Genomic DNA, 13,782 nt, shown 5'->3' with positions numbered 1-13,782 from the left:
GACATTCTGAGTCAGAATCACGATTTCGCAACGAAATTCACGCAATTTTCAGCACAATTTGCAAAGTTTCAGTACCATGAAGGAGGCGTCGCACTGCTGATTCAGAAATTGATTCTCCCCATTGACGATTCTAAAAAGGGGCCGCTTATGTTTGTCGTTCGAAGTGCAATTCTGTTTTCTCTTTCATTCTCTGCGATCATCCTACTGGCCTGGAATGGTTTAGCAGCAGAGCCTGTAGACATCGGCACGCGGCGCGAGCTGTTTGTGGATGACCTGTTGATCGGCCAACTGAACGGCACCGAATTGAAAATGCACTCGCCCCAGTTGTTACGCAACCGACCACTAAGGCCATCAGGTCATTATGCGACCGTGCTCCAGGATGGTGACTTGCTTCGTTTTTATTATCGTGGCGATAAAGTCCCGGGAGTGCACTGGCGGAATGGCTGGGGTAAGTATCATGAAAATGAAGTCACCCTGTATGCCGAGAGCAACGATCAGGGCCTGCATTGGAATAAACCCAATCTCGGTCTGTTTGACATTCCGGAGATGCCCCAGGGTAATGTTGTAATGGCACTCTCCAACGATACCTTTCTCACCACTCACAATTTCACCCCCTTTATTGACACAAATCCGCAGACAGCAAAAGCGCAGCGGTATAAAGCCCTGGGCGGCGGACGCTACCCGGAAGCCAACTGGGGAGGCTGGAAGTCGCCCGACGAGCGGGCGCAACTACGCGACCAATATGGGCCCGGAGGACTGAAAGCATTCGCGTCGGCAGATGGAATCAAATGGGAATTGATGCAGCGGGAGCCCGTACTCAACGAAGATCTGGGGAGCTTTGATTCGCAAAATGGCGCCTTCTGGTCGGAGGCAGAACAGCAGTACGTGGTCTATTTCCGCTGGTTTGATCAGGGACGACGCGCCATCCGCCGCAGCACCAGCAAAAACTTTCTCGACTGGACCAAGCCAGTCGACATGCAGGCCAATGAACCAAAAGAGCATCTCTACACATCCGGCACACAACCCTATTTTCGCGCCCCGCACATTTACATTGCACTCCCCACACGCTTCCAGGCACGCAAAGGTGCGATTACGGATATCGCCTTCATGGCAACGCGCCCCGGCAGTGATCGCTACCACCGCCATTTCAAAGAAGCGTTCATCAGGCCGGGCCTCGGAGAACGGGGCTGGGGCAATCGTGCGAATTACATTACCTATAATGTGGTGCAAACCAGCCCGACCGAAATGAGCATGTTTATGTATGGCGGCGGACAGTACGTGCTGCGTCTGGACGGTTTCATTTCCATCCACGCCAGCTACGAGACCGGCGAATTCACCACGAAACCGCTCCAGTTCGCCGGCAACCAGTTGGAATTGAACTACTCCACCTCGGGAGCCGGTCGAATGCGCGTTGAGCTTCAAGACGAATCCGGCACTCCCCTTCCTGGATTTTCGCTGGAAGACTGCGACGAAATTTACGGCGATCACATCGCCCGCATCGTCACCTGGAAAGAGCAATCCGATCTCAGCAAGTTGATCGGCAAAACAGTCCGACTCCGATTTGTCATGAACGAAAGCGACCTGTATTCCATCCGCTTTCCAACGTCAAAAAAGTAATGAGAAACGCATCAGCGTGTGCTACTGTTGGCTTGCTACTTAGACCGGTGTGTGCCACTGTTGGCTTGCCCAACAGTGTGAAGAGATCGCCCCATCCTACCGTATTTTTCTACCATGGCGGGTGGCACTGTTGGCTTGCCCAACAGTGTTAAGAGAGTGCCCAATCCCACCGTATTTTTCTACCACGAAAAACACGAAACCACACGAAAAAAACACCCAGTAAGCGGATCGGCACTAACAGCCGGTTTCCCAACACAAAAAAGTAATGACCATTTATTTGCCTGCCTCGTCTTGTTTCGGAGCAAGATGCACCCGCTCAGATTCTTCCTTCCCCTGAATCATTACGTTTCCTGCAGACTTATAGCCATACAGCATGACAATCGGTTTGGCCTTGTCATTGAGAATGGAAATTCCGCCATCCTCCGCGCGACTTGCCAGCAGAGCGCGCACATAACCGTCCGGGGAATTCAACTGCACCGTACAACCATCGCTGTTGGCTTCTGCACGATAGACTGGTTGTCGCTTTTGATTGAAAATCGTCATATCGCCCCCCTGCTCTGAAGCTCCTGCTTCCCAGACGACCTTTCCCGATTCATCGACCACCTGCAGCAGCCGCGTTTTGACGATTGGGGGGATCTCGTTCTGGTGAGCGACTTGCGAAGCGAGTGCGTCGCGGAGAGAGACCTCATAAAACCAGGCGAGAACCGCCAGAATGAGGATCAGGCAAATGACAGCCTGCAACTGTGAATTTCGTCGTTCCAGATTTTCCAGACGTTGTTCCAGAGTGCTCATTAATATTCCTTGTTGATATCGATATTCGGTGTTTTAGAGAGTGTTCGTTCTGATAGAAGCTGCCGCACTTAAAATTTGTGTTTCGACTCGACCCGTGCAACCAATTTGGGGTCGATGTCTTTAATATGTTTGAGATAACTGCGCGCTTTGAGCAGTTGCAGTTTCGTCGGCTCGGGGAGGTTTTCCGCATTTTTCATTTTGTCCGAGTTCACGCAACTGAGCATATACACCACAATAAATTCACGAGCGACGGGAATGTTATACTCTTCCGTCGGCTCCTGTTTTGTACCCCGTGGTCTGATTTTTCGGTGCGTCAGGTCGCGGCCCAGGTTCGTCAACCATTGTCCCCCGTTAGAGGGGGGGCCCAGCAATCCTTGCCAGTCGTCCTTAATCTGCTCTCGTAACTGATCGTCAACCGTTTTGGGAACCGGATTCTTTTTTTCCTGCTCGCTTAATGTTTCAAATAACTGCATCAGCTGATCCAAAAGCGACCAGTCGCCGAGGGCACTGCCTGTAATGATGGCAAAGGCGGCGGCACCGGGTCGTTGCAAAATCAACCGATTCGTTTTCCAGAGCGCTTCCAGCGGAATCGCATTATCCAGTCGATAAACCGTCGGCAGAGCAGCGCTGATCTTCATCAATTGAACCGGAGGCGTCTCACGATTTTCGATCAGCTGTTGATCCAGATAAGTCAGTCCTTTGGTGCCAGACAAAATCAGCCAGGCAGCGACTCCCATTGCCGAAATTTCGTCCGTCGCGGTCGGCTTGAGCAACGATGCATCGTCAGGCGTTCCACAAAAAGAGAACAGCAATTTATAGGGGTCACGGCGCTGTGACGGAATCGATTGATCGGCGACCCATTTTCGTAATTTCTCAGCCGGTAGCTGATCGGCGTGGTCTTTGAGATATTCCAATTTCGTTTTTCCATCCGGCAGGGAACCTGCAAAGAGGTGCAACAACGCATCGTTGGCAATCACCGGATCGGCGTGTTCCAGGTATTTCAGCTGATACTGAAACTGGTCCTCAAAATCGGCACCCTTCTCCGGAAAATCCGTCACATACTCCACGACGGCTTCAGAGATCCCCTCGGGAGAAATTCCAAAGGGTAAATACCATTGGGCGTCCGGCTTGAGACTGCTGGTGACGACCAGTTGCAGTGAATCGGCTTTCGTACCAACCGACTTGCCGATCAGAATTTTGTCGCCGGTTTTCAACTTCCCGGACAGGTCTTTGACAACACGCACGACTTCCGCCTGCGCTGACTTCTCCCCCGGCACCGATTCTGACAACGGTCGAGCCACCACGGTCGCCGGCCAGTAATGAATCTGCTTGTACAACGTACGCGGATGAGAAAGCCCTTGCGCCTCAGCCGCCCCCGTCAATAACAGACACAACAACAAAACGTTCAACAGTAACAGCGAAACCGATTTCATTTGATGCCCCAGATAAGAAACTCAAAGTGGTATAAATACAGGCGATTCCATGATAAGAAAAACACATCGTTCATAAAGCTTAATCAGTTTCACCACAGGAGTTAAGGATTAAATACTGAGAAAAGCACTGATTGAGGCAGGTCAGTGAATTCATGTTTCACTACCACGAAAGACACGAAAAGTAAGCGGGTCGGCGCTAGCCGCCGGTGTGGGGCTCTGGTTGCTGTTCCTCAATCTTTCCGCAATGCTGTTTCATGTTCCTGAAACGATTATTTGCATGGTATCATCATTCGCACGATTGAAGAATCCACGAAAGGAAACAAAATAGACATGATCGAAACACTCAAACAAGACCTCAACCATGTTTGTGATTTGCAGGCGGCGGGTGGCGCTGTTGGCTTGCCCAACAGTGAAAAGTGAATGGCTCTGATTTGTGAGCAGCCCGGCACCAGCCACCGTTTTCCTGACAGGGATTGCAGCCATCTGGTTCAAGTCCTGAAACCTTGATTTGCTGTTACTCACCCCACAGCGCGTGATGGGGTTGCCCGGATTCAAACAGTTTGAGGCGTTTCTCGAACTTGGCTTTTTCCTGAGGGTCCTGGCACTGCTTGATCGCGCGCTTCTGAGTCTTGACTGCATTTTTAAAGTCGCCGACTTCTGCATACGCCGCTGCCAGATCTTCGAGGTGTTCGTTTCCCGAAAGGTCATTCGCCAGCTCGGCTAATTCCAGAGCCCGCGCGCCGTCGCAAATTTTTTTGTCCGGGCAGGTCGCCAGGAGCCAGGCCAGCGCTGACAGGGGGAACGGATAATCGTCTGCCAGCGAAATCGCCTTTTCGAAGTCCTGAATCGCTTTGCGGTAGTTCTGTTTTCGGCAATACGCGATGCCCCGAAACCCAAAAGCTTGCGAATCATCCGGGCGAATTTTCAGACACTTGTTCAAATCTTTGATCGCTTCTTCGGTCCGATTGTCATCACAGCGAATCCCGCCGCGATACCGATAAGCGTCTTCCAGAAACAGTTTGACACTGTCCGCCAGACGAATCGCCTCACTCAAATCCGCTTCCGCTTCGTCCGTCTGCCCGGTGCAAAAGTACGACGCGCCGCGCACGTACCAGGGAAGATAGGACTGGGGACACAGGGCAATCGCCTGCGTCGCGTCAGCGACAGCGTCGTCGAAATCATCCAACTCATAATGCGCCCAGGCACGAGCCGTCCAGGCTTTGGCCGACTTCTTGTCCTTAGCAATCTGCTTCGTCATCTGCGTCCGAATCTGCCGGGGTGACTTGGGATCGTCCCCCAGAAAATTCAGGAACACATCTTCCACTTCATCGGGAGTCTCTGCCATTTACTCTCACCCTCCAGCGCCGGGGACCAAGATCAATGTGTTCGTATACCATACAAATCGCTGGCAAGTTGCACAAGAAAAAAGTCCGTTCGGGTGGGGATGGTGCACTCCGAACGGGGATGCTGATGGAACCGAAGCGGCTTTGGTTCCTGGAACATTTAATTCATTTGAATGCTTCGAGTTTTTTCTTTTCAATAACCAATGAGCAATAATTTATACGGCAAGGTAAAACGAGAATGTCCGAATAATGCTTCGGCAACGTTTCTGGTATTAAAGAAATCACTACTGGAGGTCTCTCGACCACTAGATTTGTATTTGTAACTAAGAGGAACAGCGAGTGCCAGAACATCTACTTGAACCATGACCATAGCTTGCACTAAATCACGGTAAACAGCATTTCCCATCCATGCTCTTCCTGCTTCCACTTCGAGACCGCAACGCCAACCAGAATGATACGCATCTATTTCATATTTCAGAGTTGGTTGCCCTTGTTCACCATAGAATACTGGGCGTTCGATTTTTTGATCTCGAGTCTTTCCACTCTCGACTTCGAAACCAATTTCTATCAAATCGGGACGTATTTTTGCGAGCACTTCGTCACTAGTGAGTCCCTTATTTAATTGAACAGTAGATATTCCTGAAAAATGTTTCTCAAAAGCAGAAATAATTTGAGTTACAAAGTCGGGCGGCGGTTCCGTCCGAGGATAGAAATGATAATGGATGTTAGCCACGGTTTACTCAATTCATGTGTTTTTGGTTTCTGGAACCTTGTATTTGCCCTATTAGGTTTCTATGCCATTGCATTTTTTGATGAATTTGCACAGTTCACTAATTTGCTCTTCGAGATCAAGGACTGAAAAGCAATCACTCTTGTCTAAAAGTGGAACAATCGACTCAGAAAATGCTGCTTTTGATTTTAGTAGTTTACCTGAACCTTTTTTTGTAGCATCCAAATATTCTAGAAATTTTTCGTATCTCTCTACTTGATTTGCATTCACTCCCAAGAGCTTTTTAATGGATGAAACTGGTAAATAGTTTTCGATCTCTCTTCCATTTGTGACCCAAGAGAACCCTTCTGTTTCATCGATCTCTTCTCTTAGCCGTTTTTTGGTTTTATTTATATGTGCTCTAGCCGACTTCTTATCACTATCCATCACTAAACAACATTTTCGATTCACTCTAAGTAGGGCAATCCTTTCTTCAATTTCATCAGGTGAATCCGATGAAAGATGAGAAAGTAACTTACCTCCATAAAAAACACACTGAAAGTGAAACCCTTCTTTAAGATTTCCATCGGTAAATAGATCAATCCACCTGTTAATGTACGTTCTGTCTGATGGCCCCTCCACCCAAATTACACAATTTGATTGTAAGAGGTCACTCGCACGCACATCAAGATCGTCTAGAACTCCCTGGTTTTCAACATATGTCTTTACCGTGCGGCACAGAGCTTCTTGCCCATTATGAGTAACATGGATAATTTGTGCGTCTTTATTATGGCTAAAGGAATCAATTGCCACATTGGAGTGGGTAGTTAAGAAAAAAAGTGCACCTGTTTTTTTAGCATGTTCAAATAGATAGAGAAGCAGATTTCGTAATAAAGCCGGGTGCAAGTTGTTCTCTAATTCTTCAAACCCATAAATGAATACACTGGGGTCTTTATTCTTGACTTGTGGCATTAACAATATGTTAACAAGTACAATGATAATTGTTTTAAGACCGCTACCAGATTGGGAAAGAGGAATAAGCCCTTTATGTTCTTCATGTAAATAAATTTCCCATTTTGTATCTTCATGTTGCTGACAATCGATATCTGTAAATTTTAAATCAGGGGCGAAAATTTGATTCAAGTGAAACAAAAGCGTGATCTTAATTAAATCACGTGGCAAGTTTGATTTAGTTATATATTTCTGAATTATGGTCGTTACACCTGAACCATCGCTTTTGACAAGTTTTTTTATATCTCCGCTATCAGGTTCAGGTATTATGTTTCGCTCAGCCGTAATGCGTTGGAATTCTCGATTTGCAAAAGGGTTTGTCATAGCTTTGCTTAATTCACGTTCAAAATCATCCTGTGAAATAAAACTATCTAACATCCAGTTAATTTGCTGAAATTTGGGGTTTTCGCTTTCAACGGTACATTCATCTGACAGGCCCCCCATCCGCCACTCAATAACAGCGCCTTCATACTTCTGCATCATACGGTTTTCATAACTAGAATTGTTACTAATTTTCCTCGCATATTTTCGTACATGCTTTTCCAAAAGCTCACTTGGAATTGTTTGTTTTGCGAATATTCCAGGTGAATCATGATGGTGCCATAAAATTGGTAAGAACTCAAAATTATTTGTGACAAGACAAGGCATAATATCAAGCAGAGAGGACTTGCCAGAATTATTCTTTCCTATGATCAAATTGAATGGTTTGATTCGGTCAAAGCCCTGCGGTGTATCTCCGAAGCACTTGAAGTTTGCAATTTTTAGTGAAAACTGATCTAAGTCTAATTTAGTGTCTATGGTAGTAGATCCTTGTTGCTTGTGAGGCATTGTACAAAGAGGCAAAGAATTAAAATGGTATTTCTGCTACTAAGGAGGATTACACACTTTACAGGGTGAATATTGAGCCCTCGCTCTTTCCAGGGTGATCGCAATTTTACTCTTCTTTAAATGACGGCAACTGCCTCGATGATACTTCGTTCCTGTATTTGTAATATAGACGGTCACAGAATCGGGTTGGTTAATTGGCACACTCGCCTTTGTTCCATGTGACCCATCTCGAGAATTTAACGCCTCTTCTTTATTCTTACGGGCTATCTGCATTTTTTCTTTAGCAGCAGCAAGCTCGAGAAGTCTCTTCTCTTCACTTGCTTTTTGAGCGGCAATTGCAGCGAGTCGCTCACGCTCCCTTCGTTCCAGTTCGCGTTTACGTTGAGAGACAATTTCCTTAACATGAACTTCCGCAAGCTGGGCAATACGCGTATCGAGTTCTTGAAACCCCGATATGAACTGTTGTGGAAGCTGACCACTTTTTTGTAATTCCTGAAACTCTGCGTCTGATAGTTTCAAGACCCGGCTTTTGTTATACTTTGCGTCTGTAGCGTTGAGTATGTGATTGTCCAACTTTTTGACTTGGGAAACACTGCTTGCATGCGGCACAGCAAGAGCTTTTAAAACCACTTCTCTTCCCTTGTCGATATTTCCCGCTTTTATCAATTCTGTGGCTTCTGAAACCAAATCTTTGACTTGAGCGTCGGCCATCCGGTTACGAAGTTCCTGGATTGGTTGAAAGTTTGTTGCATGTGGAATGTTGCCAGCTGAAACAAGGGTCTCTTCAACTTTAGAGCTGTTATCGTATTGCCAGTAAATTTCTGCCGTTTTCACAGCAGAGACCACTCTTTCATTCGCTTTTTTTGTCAAGCGTTGAAGTTCTGCTTTTTTAACGGCTTCTTCTTCTGCCTTCTCTTCAGTCAATCGAGTGACTTCGGCTATGCGATCAGATCCAGCTTGACTGACAGAGATCAGAATCATTCCAATAAAAGCAAATACACCCAACTTGAGATTTGTTCGCCAATTATTGCCTTCATTAATTCGTAGAAACTGGAGCGAATGTTTTTTAACAACTGGAATCAAAGAGGCGACACATAGTACCAACAAGATCCGCCCCAACCATGCGGATGGTGTGGGAAACGCTTGAGATGTGAGCAGTGCCAATACAACAAGAAAAGAAAATCCAACCAGGTACTTCCGATCATTTGATCCAACGTCATCACAGTCGAAAAAAATGGGGGAATCATTCGAGGGGGTAGAAGAAGTAAGTGACTCTTTCGTTTCGTTTTGAATCGTTGGCACTTGCACTACGCGATTACAGAACTTACAGGTTCCCTTTTTCCCTGCAGCACCGTCAGGAACTCTGATTGCGAAATTGCAATGGGGACACTTGAAGTTAATCACGGCCCGGATCTCTCAATAAAGCGTGCCTGCTTTATTCTTTGGTGATACCGTAAATAACACTACTCGCGGCATCGTAATCGACTATATACGTTACGCCTTCACAGACAACTTTGTATTTGTAGCGGCGTTTATATCCCTCATTAAAATCAAACGGCTCATGCTCGGCCCGTTTACTCTCGTTGATGCATTTTTTCGTGGCATCACTAAGACCGGTTCCAGCCAGATCGAGTCGTAAAGGGGAATCGGAAGGCTCATCGGTATTTTGTGGATTACCAGAACACCCGGTTAATAAAACTGCGATGATCAATAGAGATTTCATAGAGATAGCGTACCAAACCGTTACTTGTGTTCAACAGCGAGATGGATCTACGAACCCTAAATTCTTTGATATTTCGTGTAGCATAGAGAAAATCGTGAGGACGAGCCCTTTGAATGTCATTTCAAAATTGAATCGGAGAATCGATCAGAATCTGCTGGGAAATGATTACTCATCTCCTGCTCTCCTTACCACTTACCAGTTTTCATCTCGGGGTGTGAGTGGCGATTTGGTAGAATTTGTTTTTCGTTTCGCTGCGGTTGGGAAAACGGCGGCTGGCGCCGTGCTGCTCACATGTTGGATTGTGTTTCGTGTGCTTTCGTGTTTTTCGTGGTAGTAAAAAAGAACGCTGAGATGAATTGGTTTTCGGGATACAAGATCTTTGGTTTTACCGGCAGCTAGCGCTTTGCCGCTCACTGTTAGGGAGGTTCCTCATCACTGTTGGGCAAGCCAACAGGTGGCACAGGCCGCTCTCATTGGAAGAGAACCCAATGGGCGTAGGGGCGGGTCTATGTGCCCGCCCGCCGGGAGACAAACAGCGTAATCAGACCGCACAAACGGAACTGGAAAACTCATTCGCCGGTTAATCCAGGATCAACCCGGAACTGGCGGGCAGCTACATAGGGCTGCACCTACAGGAAATCATTAAACCGCGCACGCAAACAGGGAGAACGAATTTCGCTCTCCCTGTTTGTTTTGACAGATCTTTACCGAAGCTCTGTTTCAGTCTCCGAAAGCGCCGTCGAAGGCGATGTCGGAGGGGGCGAAGTCGACGTTCTTGACGAATTGGCAGGCTTCGCGGGCACCTTGATCGCGGTTCATGCCCATGTCTTCCCATTCGATGGAAAGCGGGCCGCCGTAACCGATGTCGTTCAAGGCGCGGATGATTTCTTCAAACCGTACACCGCCTCGTCCGACGCTGCGGAAGTCCCAGCCGCGACGTTGATCGCCGAACGGCAGGTGGCTGGTCAGAATTCCCGTACGACCATTCAGTGTGACCGAAGCGTCTTTCATGTGCGCGTGATAAATGCGATCGGGGAAGTAACGGATGAATTCGACGGGATCAACGCCCTGCCAGATCAAGTGGCTGGGGTCGAAGTTGAAGCCGAACTCTTCGCGGTGGTCGAGGGCCTTCAGCGAGGCTTCCGCGGAATAAATGTCGAAGGCGATTTCCGTCGGATGAACTTCGAGAGCGAACTTGATGCCGCATTCCTGAAAGACGTCGAGAATCGGATTCCAGCGGTCGGCGAGTAGCTGATAGCCGGCGTCGTACATGGCCCGCGGCGTGGGCGGGAAATCGTAGAGTAGATGCCAGATGCTGGAACCGGTGAAGCCGTTGACCACGCTAACGCCGAGCTTCTGTGCGGCGCGGGCGGTGTTCTTCATTTCTTCAATCGCCCGTTCGTTGACGCCGGCGGGATCACCGTCGCCCCAGACGTATTCGGGCAAGATGGCTTTGTGGCGTTCGTCGATGATATCGAGCACAGCCTGACCGACGAGGTGATTGGAAATCGAGAACAACTGCAGATCGTATTTTTCGAGCAGTTCCCGTTTGCGGTTACAATAGGTATCGTCAGAGAGGGCTTTATCGACTTCGAAATGGTCTCCCCAGCAGGCAAGTTCCAAGCCGTCATAGCCGAAGTCTTGTGCTTTCTTACACATCTCTTCCAACGGGAGGTCGGCCCATTGTCCGGTGAATAATGTTACAGGGCGTGCCATAAGAAGATCCTTTCATATTGTCACATCTGGGAATGAATAAATCGTCTCTAACACTAGACCAGAGCCCCCGGAAAGTCAAACGAACACGCACTTGTCGGGAGCAGCCTGCAAAAAAAGGGGATGGCAGACTCCAATCAGGTAAGCAAATTGATTATTATCGGGACCACCTCGAACAGGAATAACACAATTATACTAAGAAATCGCCGCCCCGCGGTGCCAATCGCCTCGAACAGGAAAGTTCCATTATGTCAGACAAAAGTCCCCCGCTGGTGGGCGTGATCATGGGAAGTCAATCCGACTGGGATACGATGAAAGAGGCGGCTGCGATCCTGGAACAGTTCGGCGTCGCGCATGAGTGCCGCGTGGTTTCGGCACATCGGACTCCCGACTGGATGAACGAATACGCCAAGGATGCAGAAAAACGGGGGCTGGAAGTCATCATCGCAGGCGCCGGCGGCGCCGCCCATCTGCCGGGCATGGTCGCCGCGCAGACAGTACTCCCCGTACTGGGTGTGCCGGTCAAAAGCCGGGCGCTACAGGGACTGGATTCGCTGCTGTCGATCGTACAGATGCCGGGAGGCGTGCCGGTGGGAACGCTGGCGATTGGAGAATCGGGCGCGAAGAACGCGGCCCTCCTGGCGATTCGCATCCTTGGCAATTCGCGTCCCGAGTTACGAACCAAGATGCATGAGTTCTGTCAAAATCAGACCGACACCGTACTGGAAAATTCCGAATTATGAGTGAGTTGATCGCCCCCGGCGCCACGCTGGGTATGCTGGGCAGCGGCCAGTTGGGTCGGATGTTTGCCATCGAAGCCCGCCGCCTGGGTTATTACGTGCACGTGTTCTCGCCGGAGACCGCTACGCCGACCGGTCAAGTTGCGGACCTCGAAGTCGTCGCCGAGTACGATGACCTGGACGCCGTCGCGCAGTTCGCGAAACAGGTGGATGTGATTTCGTTCGAGTTCGAGAATGTTCTCTCAGAGACAACGGAAACGGCATCGAAATATGCTCCCGTGCGGCCCGGCGCGCATGTGCTGCACGTCGCACAGAACCGGATTCGCGAGAAGTCGGAATTGCGAGACGCGGGCATTCCGGTGACGCCGTTCGCGGTCGTGCGTTCGGTCGATGAGTTGCACGCAGCGATTGAGGAATTGGGTACGCCCGCCGTGTTGAAGTCGGCTACCTCCGGCTATGACGGCAAAGGGCAGGTGAAGATCGATTCGCCCGATGAAGCGGAAGCGGCCTGGCAGGAAGTGGGAGCCGATGAAACGATTCTGGAAGCATTCATTGATTATACGTGCGAAATCTCGGTCGTCGGCGTGCGCGGGCTGGACGGTGAATTCGCGTATTACGGGCCGATGAAGAATGACCATGCGAATCATATTCTCGATATCTCGGTCTTTCCATCCGGTCTGGAAGATGCGGTTAATAAGGAAGCGGTGGAAATCACGCGAGCCGTGTTTGAGCATCTGGATGTGGTCGGCGTGTTGTGCGTCGAATTCTTTCTGACCGCCGATCAGCGGTTAATGATCAACGAGATCGCACCGCGGCCCCATAATTCGGGGCATCTGACCATCGACGGGCACGTCTCGTGTCAGTTCGAGCAACAGGTGCGAGCGATCTGCGGGCTGCCTTTGGGTTCGACTGAATCACTCAAGCCGGCCGCGATGGCGAATTTGCTCGGCGATCACTGGGAAGCGGGGCCGCCCGACTGGAATGCGTTACGACAATTTCCCGATGTGAAAGTGCATCTGTACGGCAAACGGGAGTCGCGCATTGGTCGCAAGATGGGCCACCTGACGGTACTGGCAGAAACGTCCGAGGCGGCAGTCGAACGCATTCAACAGGCGCGGGCAGCCATCTTTCACGGCTGAGCTTCTTCGCTCGGACTATTTTCCCCGCACGTTGCCCCAGAGTTCAATGTGCATCCGCCGCGTGACCTGACAACCAAGTTGTTTGGCGACCTCTTCGATCCAGGGCATGCGATCGGCCAGCATCTCGGCCGTAGTGCCTTGCGGCATCAGATAGACCTGTTCGCGTTTGATTTCCGGATAGCGGATCAGATAATCCTCAATCTCGCTGACGTCTTCGCGGCGGTCGACGACGAATTTGATCTGATACGGATGGCGTTTGATCAGTTCGTGAATCACCGTGGGCTGATCGCGTCGGGCGTCGTGGCGATGTGCCCATTCGGGGTCTTTGACGGGAATCGAATTCGAGAGTTTGGGGCTGATCGACATCAGGTCGGCGTGGACGTCTGCCAGGATCGTGCCCGCGGTTTCGATGGTGATGACCTTGCCGATCGTATGCAGCCGGAGTGTGAGCGATTCAATCTCGTGACTCAGCATCGGCTCGCCGCCAGTGACGACGACGTGTTCACAATCGTATTGTTCGATGTGTTCCATGATCGCATCGACCGACATCTTCTCTCCCTCCGGGTTCCAGGAGGTGTAAGGCGTGTCGCAGAACCAGCAGCGCAGATTGCAGCCGCTGGTGCGAATGAAAATCGAGGGGACCCCGATCCATTTGCCTTCGCCTTGGGGCGAGTGAAAGATTTCTGAGATCAGCACGAAAACGGTTCCTGAAATAATTGAGAACGGACAATGAT

Annotated in this window: 13 protein-coding genes; 3 read left to right on the top strand and 10 right to left on the bottom strand. The window is 49.6% G+C overall.

Annotation, left to right across the window (positions count from 1 at the left end):
- Positions 1–147: 147 nt before the first annotated feature.
- A complete protein-coding gene (locus Pan241w_RS03685; RefSeq protein ID WP_232107347.1) occupies positions 148–1,617 on the top strand; it encodes a hypothetical protein in 1,470 nt (489 codons plus the stop codon).
- 273 nt (positions 1,618–1,890) lie between these two features.
- Here the strand turns inward: Pan241w_RS03685 and Pan241w_RS03680 are convergent, their stop codons facing one another.
- The 9 genes from Pan241w_RS03680 to Pan241w_RS03640 all read right to left on the bottom strand — a co-directional run bounded on the left by Pan241w_RS03680 (position 1,891) and on the right by Pan241w_RS03640 (position 11,172).
- Complete coding sequence (locus Pan241w_RS03680; RefSeq protein WP_145211119.1) at positions 1,891–2,409, bottom strand: hypothetical protein; 519 nt, start codon at positions 2,407–2,409, stop codon at positions 1,891–1,893.
- 68 nt (positions 2,410–2,477) lie between these two features.
- Positions 2,478–3,842: a hypothetical protein gene (locus Pan241w_RS03675; RefSeq protein ID WP_145211116.1), complete on the bottom strand. Its 1,365-nt coding sequence runs from the start codon at positions 3,840–3,842 to the stop codon at positions 2,478–2,480.
- A 252-nt stretch (positions 3,843–4,094) separates the two neighbouring features.
- Positions 4,095–4,325: a hypothetical protein gene (locus tag Pan241w_RS03670; RefSeq protein ID WP_145211113.1), complete on the bottom strand. Its 231-nt coding sequence runs from the start codon at positions 4,323–4,325 to the stop codon at positions 4,095–4,097.
- 31 nt (positions 4,326–4,356) lie between these two features.
- Positions 4,357–5,187 (bottom strand): tetratricopeptide repeat protein, encoded by an 831-nt coding sequence (locus tag Pan241w_RS03665; RefSeq protein WP_145211110.1) that lies wholly within the window; start codon positions 5,185–5,187, stop codon positions 4,357–4,359.
- Positions 5,188–5,378: 191 nt separating this feature from the next.
- The gene (locus Pan241w_RS03660; RefSeq protein WP_145211107.1) at positions 5,379–5,918 is read right to left on the bottom strand and encodes a hypothetical protein; all 540 of its coding nucleotides are present in this window, start codon (positions 5,916–5,918) and stop codon (positions 5,379–5,381) included.
- A gap of 51 nt (positions 5,919–5,969) precedes the next feature.
- Positions 5,970–7,733 (bottom strand): ATP-dependent nuclease, encoded by a 1,764-nt coding sequence (locus tag Pan241w_RS03655; RefSeq protein WP_145211104.1) that lies wholly within the window; start codon positions 7,731–7,733, stop codon positions 5,970–5,972.
- Between the two features lie 39 nt (positions 7,734–7,772).
- Positions 7,773–9,137: a hypothetical protein gene (locus tag Pan241w_RS03650; RefSeq protein WP_145211101.1), complete on the bottom strand. Its 1,365-nt coding sequence runs from the start codon at positions 9,135–9,137 to the stop codon at positions 7,773–7,775.
- Between the two features lie 31 nt (positions 9,138–9,168).
- Entirely contained in the window at positions 9,169–9,456 is a 288-nt protein-coding gene (locus Pan241w_RS03645) for a putative periplasmic lipoprotein (protein ID WP_145211098.1), read from the bottom strand.
- A 720-nt stretch (positions 9,457–10,176) separates the two neighbouring features.
- Positions 10,177–11,172, bottom strand: a complete 996-nt coding sequence (locus Pan241w_RS03640) for a sugar phosphate isomerase/epimerase family protein (protein WP_145211095.1) — start codon at positions 11,170–11,172, stop codon at positions 10,177–10,179.
- Positions 11,173–11,417: 245 nt separating this feature from the next.
- On the opposite strand from Pan241w_RS03640, the gene purE reads away from it, so the two are divergent.
- Positions 11,418–11,912: a 5-(carboxyamino)imidazole ribonucleotide mutase gene (gene purE, locus Pan241w_RS03635; protein WP_145211092.1), complete on the top strand. Its 495-nt coding sequence runs from the start codon at positions 11,418–11,420 to the stop codon at positions 11,910–11,912.
- Entirely contained in the window at positions 11,909–13,048 is a 1,140-nt protein-coding gene (locus tag Pan241w_RS03630; protein ID WP_145211089.1) for a 5-(carboxyamino)imidazole ribonucleotide synthase, read from the top strand. Before purE ends, Pan241w_RS03630 begins: the two co-directional genes overlap by 4 nt.
- Before the next feature lie 15 nt (positions 13,049–13,063).
- Here Pan241w_RS03630 and Pan241w_RS03625 read toward each other — a convergent pair whose 3' ends face one another.
- Positions 13,064–13,744: a 7-carboxy-7-deazaguanine synthase QueE gene (locus Pan241w_RS03625; protein WP_145211086.1), complete on the bottom strand. Its 681-nt coding sequence runs from the start codon at positions 13,742–13,744 to the stop codon at positions 13,064–13,066.
- Positions 13,745–13,782 lie beyond the last annotated feature (38 nt).

This window comes from Gimesia alba (genome assembly GCF_007744675.1).
Classification (GTDB): domain Bacteria; phylum Planctomycetota; class Planctomycetia; order Planctomycetales; family Planctomycetaceae; genus Gimesia; species Gimesia alba.
Note: the sequence above shows the minus strand (reverse complement) of the source record. Positions and strands in the feature narration are given on the sequence as shown.